Origin of the sequence: Pseudomonas sp. TMW22089 (genome assembly GCF_022496645.1) — a bacterium.
GTDB classification, from domain to species: Bacteria; Pseudomonadota; Gammaproteobacteria; order Pseudomonadales; family Pseudomonadaceae; genus Aquipseudomonas; species Aquipseudomonas paraversuta.
On sequence record NZ_SCFG01000001.1, the window covers coordinates 447,248 to 464,927 of the forward strand.

Sequence of the window (17,680 nt, forward strand, 5' to 3'; positions counted from 1 at the left end):
CCTAGGAATGCTGCGCCTGGGATTCACGCAACTCCCGTTGCGCCACCCAATATTCCACCAGCTCGCGCAGTTGCGACAACTCGACCGGCTTGGCCATGTGTCCGTCCATGCCGGCCTGGCGCGCCCGTTCTTTGTGCTCCTCCAGTATGTGTGCGGTTAACGCCACCACCGGGGTGCGAATACGCTGATGGCTGACTTCCCAGGCGCGTAATTGCTCAGTGGCCGAGAAGCCGTCCATTACCGGCATTTCGCAATCCATCAATACCAGGTCATAACGCTGCGCTTTCATGGCCTTCAAGGCCTCTTCGCCGTTACAGGCCGTGTCGGGCTGCAAATTGAGCTTGCCCAGCATGCCGCGAATGACCTTGGTGGAAATACTGTTGTCTTCGGCAACCAGGATGCGGAAGTCGCCAGGCACCGTCACCGCTGTTGGCGGGCCATTGGCCGGGAGCTGCGCCGAGACCTGGCCTTTGTTGCGCTGGGTCAGCTCATCGGCCAGGGTGGTTTTCAGGGTATAGCCCGCCACCGGTTTGGCCAGAATGCGCTTGATCCCGCAGTTGCGCGCAATGATCTTGCTCGGGGCGTTGCTGATGCCGGTCAGCATCACCAGCAGGATGTCGTGGTTCAGGCTCGGGTCTTCTTTGATCTTGGCCGCCAGTTGCATGCCCGTCATGCCCGGCATGTTCTGGTCCAGCAGCACAATGTCGAAGTAGTCGCGCAGATGCGCCTTGGTGCGTAACAGGGCCAGGGCTTCTTTGCCCGAGGCCGCCGCGCTGACACTCAAACCCCAGGCCGAGCATTGCTGTACCAGCACTTTGCGGCAGGTGTCGTTGTCATCGACCACCAGTACCCGTGCACCCTTGAGCGGGCTGTCCAGGTCGGAGGTCGGGTGCTCGAGGTGTTGCGGGTCCAGGGGCAGGGTCAGCCATAGATTGCTGCCCCTGGTTTGCCCCGGCTTTATGCCGAACTCACCGCCCATCAAGCTGATCAGCTGGCGGGCGATGACCAGCCCCAGGTGACCGCCCAGGCGGGTAGCGGCGAGGAAGTTCTTGCTGTGCAGTTCGGCACTGAGCAGGGCTTCGCGCTCCTGTTCATCCATCGGCTGGCCGGAGTCCTGGATGGCGATGCGCAACCGTGGCGGCTGAGTGCGCTCTTCCAGTGCCACGACAATCAATATCTCGCCTTCGACGGTTTTCTTCAGCGCGCTTTCGAGCAGGCTCAGCAGGGTCTGGCGCAGGCGCGTGGGGTCACCGCTGATGACCCTCGGGACCTGTGGCTGAATGAAACTGATGAGTTCGACGTTTTGCTGTTCGGCTTTGGTGCGGAAGATATTCAGGCAGTCTTCGATCAGGGCATTGAGGTCGAACTGCACATCGTCCAGTTCGATCTGGCCCGACTCGAGCCTGGAAATATCGAGAATTTCATTAATGAGCGTCAGCAGTTCATTGCCGGCGCTGTGGATGGTCTGTACGTAGTCACGTTGTTTGACCGACAGTGGTGTCCCCAGCAGCAGTTCAGTCATGCCCAGTACACCGTTCATCGGGGTGCGAATTTCATGGCTGATCTTGGCCAGGAATTCGGCTTTGGCATTCACTTCGGCGTTACTGGCGGCCAGGTCACGGCTGATGCTGAATTGGTCCTCGGCGATGCTGCGAGCGCGTTCGCTCAGGGCGATGCTCATCAGCAGGCCGCAGATACAGACCACCGCCATCAAGGCCAGGATCAGCTCCTGGGGTGCGATCAGGGTCAGGCCCAGCAGCGTCGGGAGAATGACCAGGGTGCCGATGTTGAACACAATCATGGCCACCACGAACAGGCGGGCAGGGCGGTAGCCTTGCTGCAAGTGGTGAACCGAGACCAGCAGGATGCTCAGGCTTGCAAGCCCGACCAGGCCATAGGTCATCACGTTTAACGGCAGGGTGTCGAAGAACAGCACCAGCAGGCCGCCGATACAGATAATCAGGGTGTTGAGCAGCAACAGTTTCTGCAACCTGTGGGCGCTGCGGGCGCCGAAGAAACTGTAGGTGAACATCAACCCGCAAGGCGCCGTCAGTATCAGCGCCAGATAGGCTCCGGGTGGGTGGGCGCTGTGCCACTCGGGAAACCAGGGCCCCAGCAGATTCAAGAACAGCGCCGAGCTGATCAGGAGCAAGGCTTCGCAGGCAGCGAGCCACAGGCTGCTGACTGAGCGGGTGAAAGCAAAGCGGATCAGGTTGTGCAGCACCAGCATTGCCAGGCAGCCGAGCAACAGCCCGTAGAGCAGGGTCATGCCCTGGTTAGCGGCGAGTATGACGGCGGAATCGAGAGTAATGTGCGGGCGCAGCTGATGCTCCGAAACCAGGCGCAGATACACATCCAGCTCTTGAGAGCTTTGGGGCAAGGGCAGCAGGTAGTCGCTGCTGGACAGCGGTTTGTCGGACGTCGGCAATGTACTGCCGGCGCTGGTTTCGCTGATCAGTTTTTTGCCGTCGAGAACGTACAGGTCAAGACGTGCAAGATCCGGGGCGAAGACTCGCAAAATCTGTTCATGCTTGTTGGGCTGCAGCCGGAATCGCAACCATAACGCCTCATCGGGGTTGGCTGCGGTCAGCTCTTCGAGCTCGATTGGGCTGAATTGATTGCTTAAGCGGGGGGAACTGACATCGCTCAGTTGCAGGTCGCCACTATGGTCCAGAAGAACAGACCAAAGGTTGCCTTGGGCCGCCTGCACCGGCGTTAAATAGAGCAAAGCAGTCAGTAGACTGACGGTAATACCTATGGCGATCCTAAGCCAGCGCACGCTGAAATCCCTTCGTATATTGAAGCCTGATGGTAACTATGCGCGGCGCTGGAATAGTTAGGCAAGGGTTTGATCCCTTGCCTGTCCATATGGGTTACCTATTCCTGGGTTTCGCCGCGCTCGCGTGCAATGGCCCGGTAGCCAATGTCGTTGCGGTAGAAGCAACCATCCCATTCGATGGTTTTGGCCAGTGCATAAGCCTGTTCTTGAGCTGCTGCAACGGTGTCACCCATTGCGGTCGCGCACAGTACACGGCCACCGGACGTCACCACTTCGCCAGCGGCATTGAGGGCGGTGCCGGCGTGGAACACCTTGCCTTCCAGTTTGGCTGCAGCATCCAGACCATGGATCACTGCACCCTTGGCGTAGTCGCCAGGGTAGCCGCCTGCAGCCAGGACGATGCCCAGGCTCGGGCGCGGGTCCCATTGTGCTTCTACCTTGTCCAGCGCCTGGGCCAGAGCAGCCTCTACCAGCAGCACCAGGCTCGATTGCAGGCGCAGCATCACCGGTTGGGTTTCCGGATCGCCGAAGCGGCAGTTGAACTCGATGACTTTAGGGTTGCCGGCTTTGTCGATCATCAGGCCTGCGTACAGGAACCCGGTGTAGACGTTGCCTTCTTCGGCCATGCCGCGCACGGTTGGCCAGATAACCAGATCCATCACGCGCTGGTGCACTTGCGCAGTGACCACTGGCGCCGGGGAGTAAGCGCCCATACCGCCGGTGTTGGGGCCGGTATCGGCATCGCCGACGCGTTTGTGGTCCTGGCTGGTGGCCATCGGCAACACGTTCTTGCCGTCGACCATCACGATGAAGCTGGCTTCTTCGCCATCGAGGAATTCCTCGATAACGACGCGCGAACCGGCTTCGCCGAATGCGTTGCCCGCGAGCATGTCGCGCACGGCATCTTCGGCTTCAGTCAGGGTCATGGCGACGATTACGCCTTTGCCTGCTGCCAGGCCGTCAGCCTTGATCACGATAGGGGCGCCGACTTTTTGCAGGTACGCCAGCGCCGGCTCGATTTCAGTGAAGTTCTGATAGTCGGCGGTCGGGATTTTGTGGCGTGCCAGGAAATCCTTGGTGAAAGCCTTGGAGCCTTCGAGCTGGGCAGCGCCGGCAGTGGGGCCGAAGCAATCCAGGCCGCGGGCGCGGAACAGATCGACCACACCGGCTACCAGTGGAACTTCAGGGCCAACGATGGTCAGCGAGACATTTTTCTCGGCGAAATCTGCAAGTTGCTCAAGGGCCATCACGTCGATGGCGACGTTCTCGCACTTGGCTTCAATGGCGGTGCCGGCGTTGCCCGGGGCAACGAATACTTTGGCGACACGCGGGTCCTGAGCTACTTTCCAGGCCAGTGCGTGTTCGCGGCCACCGCTGCCAATGATCAAAACATTCATTTCAAAAACCTCGGATGACGCTGAATTCTGGGAAACGCTTTGTTTCTCTGTAGGAGCGAGCAGTCAAAAGATCGCGAGCAAGTTCGCTCCTACAGAAAGGGACGTCTAGTTAGTGACGGAAGTGGCGCATACCGGTGAACACCATGGCAATCCCGGCTTCGTCGGCTGCAGCAATCACTTCGTTGTCACGCATCGAGCCGCCCGGCTGGATCACCGCAGTGATACCGGCCTTGGCTGCATTGTCCAGACCGTCACGGAACGGGAAGAACGCGTCGGATGCCATGACCGAACCCTGCACTTGCAAACCGGCGTGCTCGGCCTTGATCGCGGCAATGCGGGCCGAGTTTACGCGGCTCATCTGGCCAGCGCCGACACCGATGGTCTGACGGTTCTTGGCGTAGACGATGGCGTTGGATTTGACGTACTTGGCGACTTTCCAGGCAAAGATCAGGTCGTGGATCTCTTGTTCGGTCGGTGCGCGCTTGGTGACGACTTTCAGGTCTTCGCTGCCGATCATCTGGATGTCGCGGCTTTGTACCAGCAAACCGCCATTCACCCGCTTGAAGTCCCAGGCCGGTGCGCGGTCTGCGCTCCACTCGCCGCAGGCCAGCAGGCGTACGTTGGCTTTGGCGGCCACGATGGCGCGGGCTTCTTCGCTCACGGACGGGGCGATGATCACTTCAACGAACTGACGCTCGACGATGGCTTTGGCCGTTTCGGCGTCCAGTTCGCGGTTGAAGGCGATGATGCCGCCGAATGCCGACTCGGTATCAGTGGCGTAAGCCAGTTCGTAGGCCTGACGGATGCCGCCTTCGGCGTCCGGGCTGACTGCGACGCCGCACGGGTTGGCGTGCTTGACGATCACGCAGGCTGGTTTGACAAAGCTTTTTACGCATTCCAGCGCGGCATCGGTGTCGGCCACGTTGTTGAACGACAGCTCTTTGCCTTGCAGCTGGGTGGCGGTTGCGATGCTGACTTCGGCCGGCTTGGCTTCTACGTAGAACGCCGCGCTTTGATGCGGGTTCTCGCCGTAGCGCATTTCCTGGGCCTTGATGAACTGGCTGTTGAAGGTGCGCGGGAACAGACTGCGGCCTTCGGTGCTCAGGGTTTCGGCTGTCTGATTAACGGTGCCCAGGTAGTTGGCGATCATGCCGTCGTAGGCGGCGGTGTGTTCGAACGCCTTGAGCATCAGGTCGAAACGCTGGGCGTAGGTCAGGCCACCGGCCTTGAGGTTTTCCAGCACGTTGGCGTAATCGCTGGCATTGACCACGATCGCTACGTCTTTGTGGTTTTTTGCTGCCGAACGGACCATGGTCGGGCCGCCGATATCGATGTTCTCGATGGCGGTCGGCAGGTCGCAGCCTGGCTTGTTGATGGTTGCTTCGAAGGGGTAGAGGTTTACGGCTACCAGATCGATCGGCTTGATGCCGTGCTCGTTCATGATGTCGTCATCGATGCCGCGACGGCCCAGGATGCCGCCGTGGATTTTCGGGTGCAGGGTTTTCACCCGCCCGTCCATCATTTCCGCAAAGCCGGTGTAGTCCGCAACTTCGACAGCGGCTACGCCGTTGTCTTGCAGCAGCTTGAACGTACCGCCGGTGGAGAGGATCTCGACGCCGAGGGCTTCCAGTTCACGGGCGAAATCAAGGATTCCGGTTTTATCGGAAACGCTGATTAAAGCGCGGCGGATCGGCAGGCGGGTAGTCTGATCGGTCATCTCGATTTCCATCAAAAGCAAAGGAGTCAGCAAAAAAGGCGACCCGTTTTACCGGGACGCCTTTCAGGTTTGATTGAATGCTTACAGCAGATCGTACTGCTTGAGTTTTTTGCGCAAGGTGCCGCGATTAAGTCCCAGCAGCTCTGAGGCCTTGGTCTGGTTGCCCTTGACGTAGTTCATGACGCACTCGAGCAGCGGGGCCTCGACTTCGGAAAGTACCAGGTTGTACACGTCCGTGACTTCAGCGCCCTCCAGGTGGGCGAAGTAATTGTGCAGCGCCTTTTCGACACTGCCACGAAGGGTCTGACCTTCTTCGCTCGGTGTATTGAGGTGCTGTTTCAGGTTGACGTTGTCGCTCACGGGCGTTGTTCCACTCACTAATGTCTCGGTCATCATCGTCATGCGGCCACCCATCCTTCGTCCCCTGTCCCCAGGCTCTTGTGTCGTTCGGCGAAAAACGCCTGAACGTTGGCGCATTGTGCTTCCGTATCTTCTAAACGATTGAAGTGGGCGCGAAACTCCTTGGCGCCCGGCAAGGTTGCGAGATACCAGCCGACATGCTTGCGGGCAATACGTACCCCCAATACCTCCCCATAGAAGGTGTGCAGTGCAGCCAAATGCTCTAGCAGAATACGTTCCACTTCGCTCATCTGTGGTGCCGGCAGGAGTTGCCCGGTACGCAGAAAGTGATCAACTTCGCGGAAAATCCAGGGCCGCCCTTGGGCCGCCCTGCCAATCAACAGTCCGTCAGCGCCGGTCGCTTGCAGCACGTGCCGGGCCTTGTGGGGTGAATCTATGTCGCCGTTGGCAAATACCGGTATCGACACTGCCTGCTTGATCGCGGCGATGGTGTCGTATTCGGCTTCACCGGTGTACAGGTCGGCGCGGGTTCTACCGTGCACCGCCAGAGCAGCAATTCCGGCCTGTTCGGCAATTTTCGCCACGGTCAGGCCGTTTTTGTTGTCCCGGTCCCAGCCGGTGCGGATCTTCAGGGTGACCGGCACATCAACCGCAGCCACGACGGCCTGCAGGATCTCGGTCACCAATGCTTCGTCTTTCAGTAGCGCGGAGCCCGCGGCCTTGTTGCAGACCTTTTTTGCCGGGCATCCCATGTTGATATCAATAATCTGCGCGCCCAGTTCCACATTGGCCCTGGCGGCATCTGCCAGCATTTGCGCGTCACCGCCGGCAATCTGTACCGAGCGGGGCTCGGGATCACCGTCGTGAATCATGCGCAAGCGTGACTTGCGGCTATTCCAGAGACTCATGTCGCTGGTGACCATTTCCGAGACAACCAGTCCCGCGCCCATCCGTCGGCAAAGCTGACGAAAAGGTTGATCGGTGACGCCCGCCATAGGCGCGAGGATCAAACCGTTGTGCAATGTATATGGGCCGATGCGTACCGCCGACATAGGACTTCCCTGTTGTGGGGCCGGATCTTGGGAGTTCGAAAAAGGGTTGGCATGATACCCGCTCTCGATGACCGGATAAAGACGCAATTGGATGAATTTTGAACAATTGGAGCCGAAGGCTGGCCACAAGCCTCAAGCGACAAGCTGCAAGACACAGCAAATCAGCATTTCACTTCTAACTCGCCTCTTGCAGCTAAAAGCGCCACGCGCTCATTCCGGGGAATGAAAGCTCAGGCTGTAGTTCACGGCTTTCGGGCCTGGATCGAGAATGTCCAGGGCAATGTGGATAGGTGTCTGTGGCGGCATTTCGGCCTTGGCCAGATCACCGATCAGGTATTCGCCGGGCTTGAAACGGCGACTGGCGATCATTTTGCCGTGCAGGTCGGCGAACCGCAGCTCCAGCAGCGGGAAAGGCTGGGAGAACGGCGCGCGGTTGTAGAGGATTGCGTCTACCACCAGCGCTCCGGCGAACTCGGGATGGCTGCGTACCACCAGATTGCTGCTTTTGATTCGGTCTATATCGACCCTGGACGGCACTGTGCAGCCGAGATGCGGGCACAGTTGCTGGAAGATCGGGCGGTATTGATCCTGTCGGGCCAGTTCATCGAAATGATTGGCAATATATTGGCCGGCCAGTGCCGCGCCGGCCAGCAGTATCAGCAAGACCCAAAGCAGGCGTTTGCCCCATGGTGTACGGCGTTTTTGCCAGTCCAGCTGCAGCGGGTCGTCGACCAGATCCAGCAGTGCGTCTTCACGCACTCTTGGTTCGTTGCGCCTGCGCTTGCTCAGGGGCAACGGCTCAGGGGGCTCGTCGTCGTCATCATCGCTCGCGCTCAGGTGTTCGCCGGTCAGTCCCGGCTCCAGCTCATCGTCCAGCGAAAGCTTGAGCGGCGGCGTTTCATCCGGCTCGTCGAGGTCCAGTGATAATGACGGCTCGGTGCGCCCCGTTGAGGCGGGTTCGCTGAGCTTCTCTGCGGCTTTGCTGGCGAGCGCTGAGGTTTCGGCGCGTTCGGCCGCCGAATCGCTGAACAGGCTGTCTGCCCATTGGCTTTCTTCGGCGTCCGGGCTGTCGCGCCGGGCACTCAGTGAGCTGTCTTTTACCTTGTGGGGCTGGCCAAAGCTTTTGCTGGGCTGGATCTCACGCTCTTCGAGCCGGGCCAGTTCTTCATCCAGATCCAGATGGTCGAGATCGAGTTCGGCTGCTTGCCAGTGTTCCGGGCTGACGGGCTTGGGGCCGGCAGGCGGCTCGATGACCTCGGGTTCTGCAACATCAGGGGTCGTTACTGTCGGCAGTTGTTCATTTTCAGTGCGTTTGTTCAGCAGTTGCTGTGCAGCATTGAACACTTGCAGGCAGGCGCCACAGCGCACAACGCCGCGAGCCGCGCTCAGTTGGGCGTGGTTGACGCGAAAATTGGTCTGGCAGTGTGGACACTGGGTAACGAAGCTATCGCTCATGTGGCCATCCGGATTGGGCAGGCGTGCATTGTAGGGGCTGTACCCGTTTGATTGCGAGCCGCGTCGCGGCCGCAACCAAAGGTCAACAGGCTCTAGCGGCGACGGCCACTGATGCGCACCCAGCCATCGCGATTGGCGATCGGGTCAAGATCAAAGTCTGCGGCGTAGGCTGCGGCGACTTCTTCGCCCTGTTCGGCGAGGATGCCCGACAGCGCCAGGCGACCGCCCGGTTTGACCAGGCTCGACAGCTGCGGGGCCAGGGAGACCAGGGGGCCGGCCAGGATGTTGGCAACCACCACGTCGGCCTGAACCTGTGGCAGGTCTTCGGGCAGGTACAGCGGGAACAGCTCTGCGGCGACATTGTTGCGCCCGGCGTTATCGCGCGAGGCTTCCAGCGCCTGTACGTCGATGTCGGTGCCGATGGCCTGTCTGGCCCCCAGCAACAGGGCGGCGATTGCCAGAATCCCCGAGCCGCAACCGAAGTCCAGCACGCTGCAGTCCTTCAGGTCCTGACCGTCGAGCCATTCCAGGCACAGTGCGGTAGTCGGGTGGGTGCCGGTACCAAAGGCCAGGCCCGGATCCAGCAGCAGGTTCACGGCGTCCGGTTCCGGCGCGGCGTGCCAGCTAGGGACGATCCACAGGCGCTGACCGAAGCGCATCGGATGGAAGTTGTCCATCCAGCTGCGTTCCCAGTCCTGGTCTTCGATGACTTCGGCATGGTGCTCGGGCAGGGGCGAGCCGGTCAGCAGTTCCAGATGGGACAGAACGAGGTCAGCTTCGGTACCGCCTTCGAACAGTGCCAGCAAATGGGTGTGGGACCACAACGGGGTGGTGTTGAGTTCAGGTTCGAAGATCGGCTGATCTTCGGCATCCATGAACGTTACCGATACGGCGCCGACTTCGAGGAACGCGTCTTCGTAGGTTTCGGCTTGTTCCGGGCTGATGGCGAGGCGTACTTGCAGCCAAGGCATGGCGGGCACCTTTGAAAAATAGGAGTGTGCAACCGGTGGGCTGCGAGAAGCGCGCCAGTTTACGCGAGCGAGGGCGGTGCGGGTAATCAAAAAACGATGAAAAGCCCTCGTCGTACATCGCCACAGGGAGCTGGCTTGCCGGCGATGCTGGCGACGGGACAATCGCTGGCAAGCCAGCTCCCGCAAAGCGTGGGTAGGTTGCAGAAACGACCAGGCCGCCCGAAGGCGGCCTGGTTGATCTGGAATCAAACTTACTGCTTGGCCAGTTTGTGTTCCAGGTAGTGAATGTTGACGCCGCCTTTGCAGAAGCCTTCGTCATTCACCAGGTCGCGGTGCAGCGGGATGTTGGTTTTAATCCCGTCGACCACGATTTCGTCCAGCGCATTGCGCATGCGGGCCATGGCTTCGTCACGGGTCGAGCCCCAGGTGATCAGCTTGCCGATCAGGGAGTCGTAGTTGGACGGAACCTTGTAGCCGCTGTACAGGTGCGAATCGACGCGAACGCCATTGCCGCCCGGTGCGTGGAAATGCTTGACCAGACCAGGGCTCGGCATGAATGTCGCCGGGTCCTCAGCGTTGATCCGGCACTCCAGGGAGTGACCGTGAATTTTCACGTCATCCTGGGTGAAGGACAGCTTGTTGCCTGCCGCGATGCTCAACATCTCTTTCAGGATGTCGATGCCGGTGACCATTTCGGAAACCGGGTGTTCCACTTGCACACGAGTGTTCATCTCGATGAAGTAGAAGCGACCATTCTCGTACAGGAACTCGAAGGTGCCTGCGCCACGGTAGTTGATATCGATGCAGGCCTTGACGCAGCGCGCCAGAACCTCTGCACGAGCAGTTTCATCGATACCCGGTGCCGGTGCTTCTTCCAGAACTTTCTGGTGACGGCGTTGCAGCGAGCAATCGCGGTCGCCCAGATGGATCGCGTGACCCTGGCCATCGGAAAGGACCTGAACTTCCACGTGACGCGGGTTGGTCAGGTATTTTTCGAGGTAGACCATCGGGTTGCTGAACCAGGCGCCTGCTTCTTCGCGGGTCTGCTTGGCTGCTTCGATCAGGTCTTCTTCGCGGTGCACCACACGCATGCCGCGACCACCGCCGCCGCCAGCGGCTTTGATGATCACCGGGTAGCCGACTTCGCGGCCGATGCGCAGGGCTGTTGCTTCGTCTTCCGGCAACGGGCCGTCAGAACCCGGAACAGTCGGAACGCCGGCAGCGATCATGGCGTGCTTGGCCGATACCTTGTCGCCCATGAGGCGAATGGTGTCGGCTTTCGGGCCGATAAAGGCGAAGCCGGATTTCTCGACTTGCTCGGCGAAATCGGCGTTTTCAGCCAGAAAGCCGTAGCCCGGGTGGATCGCCGTGGCGCCAGTGACTTCGGCTGCCGCGATGATGGCCGGGATGTGCAGGTAGGACAGGTTGGCGGGTGCCGGACCGATGCAGACGGTTTCGTCTGCCAGGCCCAGGTGCATCAGCTCCTTGTCGGCGGTGGAGTACACCGCAACGGTCTTGATGCCCAGTTCCTTACAGGCCCGCAGGATGCGCAAGGCGATCTCACCGCGGTTGGCGATCAGGACTTTTTCCAGCTTCTGAGGCTTCAACATCGTTGGCTCCCCGTGGTTCAAACGATGGTGAACAGCGGTTGATCGAACTCAACCGGTTGACCGTTTTCTACCAGGATGGATTCGATAACACCGGCTTTTTCGGCCGTGATGTGGTTCATCATTTTCATCGCTTCAACGATGCAAATGGTGTCGCCGACCTTAACGGTCTGGCCGACTTCAACGAAGGCTGGCGAGGTAGGTGCCGGAGTACGGTAGAAAGTACCGACCATTGGCGACTTGACCACAAAACCGTTCAGTTTTGGTGCAGCAGGTGCTTCGGTCACGGTGGCAACCGGAGCAACAGCAACCGGAGCAGCAGCCGGAGCTTGCATTGGCGCTGGTGCGTAGAACTGTTGAGCAGGAGTCTTGCTGTGACGGCTGATGCGTACGGACTCTTCGCCTTCTTTGATTTCCAGCTCGTCGATGCCGGACTCTTCCAGCAGTTCGATCAGTTTCTTAACTTTACGGATATCCATGAATCGTCAACTCCCAATGGGTCGGTCAGGGGCGTTTAGCTTGTAGTTCAAGCTGTTCCAGGGCGGCCTCCAAGGCCAGTCGATAACCGCTGGCGCCAAGGCCGCAGATCACACCTACCGCAACGTCGGAGAAGTAGGAGTGATGGCGGAAAGGTTCGCGTTTGTGCACGTTTGATAAATGCACTTCGATGAATGGGATGCTCACCGCCAGCAGCGCGTCACGTAATGCCACGCTGGTGTGGGTAAAAGCAGCCGGGTTGATCAGGATAAAGTCCACGCCTTCATCGCGGGCAGCGTGGATCCGGTCGATCAACTCATACTCGGCATTACTTTGCAGATAGAGCAAATGGTGACCGGCATCGCGGGCCCGCTGCTCCAGGTCCTGATTGATTTGCGCCAGGGTAGTAGCGCCGTAGACGCCCGGCTCGCGGGTGCCGAGCAAATTCAGGTTGGGGCCGTGCAGAACCAGAAAAGTCGCCATCTGCTGTTCCTTGTTATGTGTGTGCAGTTATCAATGCCGGGCGACTATGCCGAAAAGCGGATTCGCTGTCCAGTTAACTGCAATAGCCAGCACGATGACCGATGTTCGCGAAAAGTTTGTGACCAGCTCTCTAGATCCGGTCATTTGCGTTGTCGACACGTTCGGCGAAGTCTGCTGCATTGATCTCGCCGATGACCCGCAAGTCACTTTTTTCACTGCCGTTTTTGCCAAAGAACATCAGTGCCGGAGGGCCGAACAATTGGTAGCGGTCGAGCAGGGCGCGCTGCCCGGCATTGCTGGCAGTCATGTCAAACCGTACCAGCCGGTAGCCTTTGAGCCGGTCCAGCACCTGCGGGTTGTTCAGGACCTCGTGCTCGATCACCTTGCAGCTGATACACCAGTCGGCGTACCAGTCCAGCAACAGCGGCTGGCCGGCGGCACTGGCTTGTGTCAACACCTTGTCCAGCTCCTCTGCGGTGCTGACGGTTTGCCATTCACTGCTGCTTTGGGCCGGGCCGGCGGCGGATGCCGCAGGCTGCCAGTGTCCAAGCGGCCTGAACGGGTCGCTTTGACCGCTGAGGGCGCCGTACCAGCAGGCCAGGGCGTAAACCAGCAGAAATAGCCCAAGCAACTGCGCCAGACGTTGGCGCGGGGCTTTGTAGCCGAACTCCAGAGTGCCGAGAAACAGACTCACCCCGGCCGCCAGCAGACCAATCAACAGCAGGGTAACGGGGCCCGGCAGCACGCGGCTGAGCAGGGCGATGGCCAAACCGAGCAACAGCACGCCAATGGCGTTTTTGACGCTGACCAGCCATGGCCCGCTTTTTGGTAACCAGGCCGCACCGCCGGTTGCGACCAGCAGCAGGGGCGCGCCCATGCCCAGCCCCAGGGCAAAGAGTTTCAAACCGCCGCCCAGGGCATCGCCACTGGCACTGATATAGAGCAATGCTCCCGCCAGCGGGGCCGAGACGCAGGGCGATACCAGCAGGCTGGACACCACGCCCAGCACGGCAGCGCCCCACAGCGAGCCACCCTGGGTGCGGTTGGCAACGCGATCCAGGCGGTTGCTGATGGCTTGCGGCAACTTCAGTTCGAACACCCCGAACATGGCCAGGGCAAAAATCGCGAAGAACAGGGCAAAGGGCGCCAGTACCCACACCGATTGCAGGCGTGCCTGAAGGTTGAGCTGTGCGCCGAACATCCCCATCAGCGCGCCCAGCAGTGCAAAGCAGGCGGCCATTGGCAGCACGTAGGCCAGTGACAGGCTAAAGCCGCGCAGCCCGCCCACCTGGCCACGCAATACCACGCCCGACAAAATCGGCAGCATTGGCAGCACGCAGGGGGTAAAGGTCAGGCCCAGGCCGGCGAGGAAGAACAGTGCCAGCTCGCGCCAGGTCCAGCTATTGATGGCTGGTGCGGCACTGTCGCCGGTCGCGGTCGACACCGGGGTGCCGCCGATGCTCAGGCGTTCGGTTTCCGGTGGATAACACAAACCCTTGTCGGCGCAGCCCTGGTAAGTGACCACCAGGGTGAACGGACGCTGATCATCGGTCGGGCGCGGGATGTCGACATCAAGAATGCCGTGATAGACCTCGACGTCGCCGAAATACTCATCGTGCTTTTGCTCGCCGGGCGGTAACTGTGGCGTGGCCAGGGCGATATCGGCGGGTTCGGTGCTAAAGGCGAACTTGTGGCGATACAGGTAATAGCCTTCGGTGGGGACAAAACGCAGCTTGATGGTCTCGGGCGTGCTGTCGATCAGGTTGAGCCTGAACGCGTCACGCACCGGTAAAAAGTCGTTGCTGTTATTGATTGCACCCAGGGTAGAGCTGGGCCGGTTATCCAGCAGGCCGGCGGCCATGGCCGGTACGGCGAGCAGCAAACACAGAACAAGGAACAGGCGGCGCATAGGAATCTCGCAAATCAAACGTGGGCGCATGATAGCGGAGTGAATGCTGAGATGCCCTGCAGCAAGCTCGCTTCTACAGGCGAAAGCTGTGCACGGCTGAGTTCAATTTGCCGCCCAGCTCCAGTAATTGCTGGCTCTGGTCCCGAGCAACAGCGATGCGTTGCAGGTTGTCGTCGCCCAATTGGTGAATGCGCTCACTGTGGTTGCGAATCTCCCCCACAGCCGTGCCTTGTTGTGCGGTGACGTCGGCGATGCGCATTGCGGTGCCGGAGATAGTGGTAATCGCATCGACAATCTCATCCAGCGCGCCTTCAGCGTCCTGGGCTTTTTCGGCGGTGGCCCGGGCATGTTCCACTTGTGCGCGCATGCCCTCAACCGATTGCCGGGCGGCCAGTTGCAGCCCGCCAATCAGGGTCTGGATCTCGCTGGTGGCGCCTGCGGTCCGTTGCGCAAGGGAGCGGACTTCTTCGGCAACCACGGCAAAGCCGCGGCCCATTTCTCCAGCACGGGCGGCCTCAATGGCCGCATTGAGTGCCAGCAGGTTGGTCTGGTCGGCGATGGAGCGGATCACGGTCAAGACCCCGCCAATGGTCGCCGACTCTTCTGCCAGGCGTTCGATGCTCTGTGCATTGCCTTGTACTTCCCCGACCAGCGCGCGCAACCCGGTCAGGCTCTGGTCTATTACGCGCTGCCCCTGGGCAACGGCCAGGCCGGCGCTGCGACTGGCATCGGCAGCATGGCTGGCATCCCCTGCGACCTGGGTGATGGTGGCCTCCAGTTCGCCCAGTGCGTCACGGATCTGGGCCGTATCAACAGCCTGGCGTTCGGCGCCGCCGTGCAGGCCGTTGCTGAGTTCGGCCAGGGTCTGGCTGCTGCCGGCGACCTGTTGGGCATTCAGGCGCAGGGTGCCCACCAGATTCACCAGGTACTGGCGCAGGCGATTGAGCGAAGCCTCAATGTCATGCAGCTCGCGATTGGTCTTGCCCAGCTGGATGTCGCGGCTGAAGTCGCCGTCGGCCCAGGTCGACAGCGACCCGGTCAAATGGGTCAGGACCTTGGCCAGCCTACGTTGCAGAGTGTCGATCAGCAGTGCGATCAGCAGAATCAGGCCAATCATCAGACCCTGGATCAGCCTCACCTCGCTCTGGATCTGCCCGTGCTCGGCGCGCACTTGCGGTTCCAGCGCGGCAATTGCCTGTTGCACGGCGTTGAGTTTCAGGTGGGTGCTGTTGCCGAGCAGGGCCCGTTGTTCTATTTGGGTCTGGGTGCGCTTGAGTTCGGCGGGGTAGCGGTTCAGCAGGTTGTTCAGCTCTCGCTTGAGGCCGATCCCCGCATCTTCGGCCTGTGTCGTGCGTTCGGTTTGCAGCCCCATCAGCGCGGCGAAATCGTCGTTGCCGGAAGTATTTTGCGCGCTTACTCCCAGTAAGGGCATGGCGTCGATCTGCTGTGCCTGGGCCCGGATGCTGGCGAGTTCGCGTTCCACCTCGCCTGCCAGCTCGCTGCGGGCGCTGCTCACCAGTTTGTCCCGGCTCAGGGACAGTCTGGCCAGATGCAGGGCGCCAGTCAGCAACGGCGCAGAATAAAGGCGGGCTTCGGGGGTGCTGGCCTGCCGGGCATACTGGCTGAGCTGTTCCAGGTTGCCGGCCAGCTCGCGCTCAGCCTGCAGCAGCAGGGCTTGCGGGTCTGCGGCCAGTTTGCCGGCAGCCAGCAATTGGTTGTTGCTGAAGTGGCTCAGCTCTTCAAGGCTGGGGCGCCAGGCCTGGGCCAGGGCAGGGGGCAGTGAGTCGAGCGCTGTCTGGAGCCTGTCCAGCGCGCTGTTGGCCTCGCTCAGGCGCACGGCATCGCCACTGGCCAGGTAGTCTTCAATGTTGCGCGAAACTTGATTCTGAAACAGCTGCGACAGGCTCAGGTAGCGCTCCATCAACAGGAACGGACGCTCCAGCGCCCGCTGCGACCACCATAAAGTGGCGCCCAGCGCCAGGCATACGGCGAACAGTAACAGGGTGTTCAAGTTGGTTAGCAGCTTCAGGCGCATGCGGGGTTTTGCCTACTACGCAGTAAGAAGCGCCTGAAGTTATGGCGTTTGTATGACATCGATGTGACGGGGCGGGGGTATTCCGCATAAATAGTGGCTATTTGCCTTGATTGCTGGATTCACGACCCGAGGCGGTCTCCCGGTTTCCAATCAGGCTGTCCCGCTTGAAATTGACAGCCGCGCAGCCATATTTACCATGGCTCGTCCGTGCTTGTTCTATAGTGCCGGGCGGACCGGCCCGCCTGCGAGTTGCACGGCCCGCACGTGATTAAAAAGCCTGTAGCCAATGAAACGCCAACAGACCCTAGGCACTATGAGGTAGGGTTGTGGTCGAACGATTGAACCTGGAATTTGAAAGGATATAGCCATGCTGGACTGGAAAAAACGTGAGGGCAGCAGTGCCCGTGAGTCGGTCAGGGAGACCCGTGCCCCGTCGCGTGGCTATTTCACAAGCATTCTGTTTAGCCGCTCAATCGCCGTGCTGGTGGGGATCTTCGTCGTGGTGTGCCTGGGTCTGGGCTGGTACTGGAGCCAGGAACCGGACTTGTTCCCGGTGCAGCAAAACGCCCAGCTGGCTGCCGAGAGGGATGGCAAGCAAATGGTTCCGGGGTTCACCACTGTTGAAACCCTTAAAACCGTGGCCGGCACCCTGCTCAATAAACCGGGCGGCTATCTGTCCAATGACCGTTTTCCGCCGGGCGTGTTTCTGGACAATATCCCGAGCTGGGAATATGGCGTGCTGGTACAGGTGCGTGACCTGACCCGCGGCTTGCGTAAAGACTTTGCCCGTTCGCAATCGCAGTCGGCCGAAGACGCCGATCTGGCCAAGGCCGAACCGCGTTTCAACTTCGACAACAAGAGCTGGATGCTGCCGTCCAGCGAGTCGGAGTACCAGGAGGGGATCAATTCCCTGAGCCGCTACCAGGCGCGCTTGTCTGATCCCAACCAGAAGAACGCCCTGTTCTATGCGCGCGCCGATAACCTGAACAACTGGCTGGGCGATGTGGGTACTCGTCTGGGATCGCTGTCGCAGCGTTTGTCGGCCAGCGTCGGCCGGGTCAAGCTCAATGGCGCACTGAAGACCGAAAGCCTGAAACCCGGCCAGGTACCCGTGGTTGATGAAGAAATAGAAGAAACCCCATGGATGCAAATCGACAACGTGTTCTACGAGGCGCGTGGCCAGGCATGGGCCCTGTCGCACCTGCTGCGGGCCATTGAAGTCGACTTCGCTGACGTGCTGGCGAAAAAGAATGCCACGGTCAGTGTGCGTCAGATCATTCGAGAACTGGAGGCGGCCCAGGAGCCGGTCTGGAGCCCGATGATCCTCAATGGCAGCGGCTACGGCGTTCTGGCCAACCACTCGCTGGTCATGGCCAACTATATTTCCCGCGCCAACGCGGCGGTCATGGACCTTCGACAATTGCTGTCCCAGGGCTGA

The 17,680-nt window shown here is 60.2% G+C and carries 13 protein-coding genes; 1 reads left to right on the plus strand and 12 read right to left on the minus strand.

Annotation, left to right across the window (positions count from 1 at the left end; all coding sequences use genetic code 11):
• Position 1 precedes the first annotated feature (1 nt).
• The 12 genes from EQV90_RS02020 to EQV90_RS02075 form a co-directional block, all read right to left on the minus strand.
• Positions 2–2,779, minus strand: coding sequence for a hybrid sensor histidine kinase/response regulator (locus tag EQV90_RS02020; RefSeq protein WP_010656233.1), 2,778 nt, complete (start codon positions 2,777–2,779; stop codon positions 2–4).
• Between the two features lie 98 nt (positions 2,780–2,877).
• On the minus strand, positions 2,878–4,176 hold the full coding sequence (gene purD, locus EQV90_RS02025; protein WP_240877689.1) for a phosphoribosylamine--glycine ligase: 1,299 nt from the start codon (positions 4,174–4,176) through the stop codon (positions 2,878–2,880).
• 109 nt (positions 4,177–4,285) lie between these two features.
• The gene (purH, locus tag EQV90_RS02030) at positions 4,286–5,893 is read right to left on the minus strand and encodes a bifunctional phosphoribosylaminoimidazolecarboxamide formyltransferase/IMP cyclohydrolase (protein WP_003439208.1); all 1,608 of its coding nucleotides are present in this window, start codon (positions 5,891–5,893) and stop codon (positions 4,286–4,288) included.
• 81 nt (positions 5,894–5,974) lie between these two features.
• Positions 5,975–6,295, minus strand: a complete 321-nt coding sequence (gene fis, locus EQV90_RS02035) for a DNA-binding transcriptional regulator Fis (protein WP_003439210.1) — start codon at positions 6,293–6,295, stop codon at positions 5,975–5,977.
• Entirely contained in the window at positions 6,292–7,305 is a 1,014-nt protein-coding gene (gene dusB, locus EQV90_RS02040) for a tRNA dihydrouridine synthase DusB (protein WP_003439212.1), read from the minus strand. Before dusB ends, fis begins: the two co-directional genes overlap by 4 nt.
• A gap of 210 nt (positions 7,306–7,515) precedes the next feature.
• Positions 7,516–8,760: a DUF3426 domain-containing protein gene (locus tag EQV90_RS02045; protein ID WP_003439214.1), complete on the minus strand. Its 1,245-nt coding sequence runs from the start codon at positions 8,758–8,760 to the stop codon at positions 7,516–7,518.
• Between the two features lie 92 nt (positions 8,761–8,852).
• A complete protein-coding gene (gene prmA / locus EQV90_RS02050) occupies positions 8,853–9,731 on the minus strand; it encodes a 50S ribosomal protein L11 methyltransferase (protein ID WP_003439217.1) in 879 nt (292 codons plus the stop codon).
• A gap of 251 nt (positions 9,732–9,982) precedes the next feature.
• Positions 9,983–11,341, minus strand: coding sequence for an acetyl-CoA carboxylase biotin carboxylase subunit (gene accC / locus EQV90_RS02055; protein ID WP_003439219.1), 1,359 nt, complete (start codon positions 11,339–11,341; stop codon positions 9,983–9,985).
• A gap of 17 nt (positions 11,342–11,358) precedes the next feature.
• Positions 11,359–11,817, minus strand: a complete 459-nt coding sequence (accB, locus tag EQV90_RS02060) for an acetyl-CoA carboxylase biotin carboxyl carrier protein (protein WP_003439221.1) — start codon at positions 11,815–11,817, stop codon at positions 11,359–11,361.
• A gap of 25 nt (positions 11,818–11,842) precedes the next feature.
• Entirely contained in the window at positions 11,843–12,298 is a 456-nt protein-coding gene (aroQ, locus tag EQV90_RS02065; protein ID WP_003439222.1) for a type II 3-dehydroquinate dehydratase, read from the minus strand.
• Between the two features lie 130 nt (positions 12,299–12,428).
• Positions 12,429–14,207, minus strand: coding sequence for a protein-disulfide reductase DsbD (locus tag EQV90_RS02070; protein ID WP_240877690.1), 1,779 nt, complete (start codon positions 14,205–14,207; stop codon positions 12,429–12,431).
• 73 nt (positions 14,208–14,280) lie between these two features.
• Positions 14,281–16,242 (minus strand): methyl-accepting chemotaxis protein, encoded by a 1,962-nt coding sequence (locus tag EQV90_RS02075; RefSeq protein WP_240877691.1) that lies wholly within the window; start codon positions 16,240–16,242, stop codon positions 14,281–14,283.
• A 367-nt stretch (positions 16,243–16,609) separates the two neighbouring features.
• On the opposite strand from EQV90_RS02075, the gene EQV90_RS02080 reads away from it, so the two are divergent.
• Entirely contained in the window at positions 16,610–17,680 is a 1,071-nt protein-coding gene (locus tag EQV90_RS02080) for a DUF2333 family protein (RefSeq protein ID WP_003439227.1), read from the plus strand.

Coding starts and splice junctions, on each gene's coding strand:
- accB (WP_003439221.1), bottom strand. CDS start 11,817: ATGGATATCCGTAAAGTTAAGAAACTGATCGAACTGCTGGAAGAGTCC.
- fis (WP_003439210.1), bottom strand. CDS start 6,295: ATGACGATGATGACCGAGACATTAGTGAGTGGAACAACGCCCGTGAGC.
- purD (WP_240877689.1), bottom strand. CDS start 4,176: ATGAATGTTTTGATCATTGGCAGCGGTGGCCGCGAACACGCACTGGCC.
- EQV90_RS02070 (WP_240877690.1), bottom strand. CDS start 14,207: ATGCGCCGCCTGTTCCTTGTTCTGTGTTTGCTGCTCGCCGTACCGGCC.
- accC (WP_003439219.1), bottom strand. CDS start 11,341: ATGTTGAAGCCTCAGAAGCTGGAAAAAGTCCTGATCGCCAACCGCGGT.
- EQV90_RS02045 (WP_003439214.1), bottom strand. CDS start 8,760: ATGAGCGATAGCTTCGTTACCCAGTGTCCACACTGCCAGACCAATTTT.
- prmA (WP_003439217.1), bottom strand. CDS start 9,731: ATGCCTTGGCTGCAAGTACGCCTCGCCATCAGCCCGGAACAAGCCGAA.
- EQV90_RS02080 (WP_003439227.1), top strand. CDS start 16,610: ATGCTGGACTGGAAAAAACGTGAGGGCAGCAGTGCCCGTGAGTCGGTC.
- dusB (WP_003439212.1), bottom strand. CDS start 7,305: ATGTCGGCGGTACGCATCGGCCCATATACATTGCACAACGGTTTGATC.
- aroQ (WP_003439222.1), bottom strand. CDS start 12,298: ATGGCGACTTTTCTGGTTCTGCACGGCCCCAACCTGAATTTGCTCGGC.
- EQV90_RS02075 (WP_240877691.1), bottom strand. CDS start 16,242: ATGCGCCTGAAGCTGCTAACCAACTTGAACACCCTGTTACTGTTCGCC.
- purH (WP_003439208.1), bottom strand. CDS start 5,893: ATGACCGATCAGACTACCCGCCTGCCGATCCGCCGCGCTTTAATCAGC.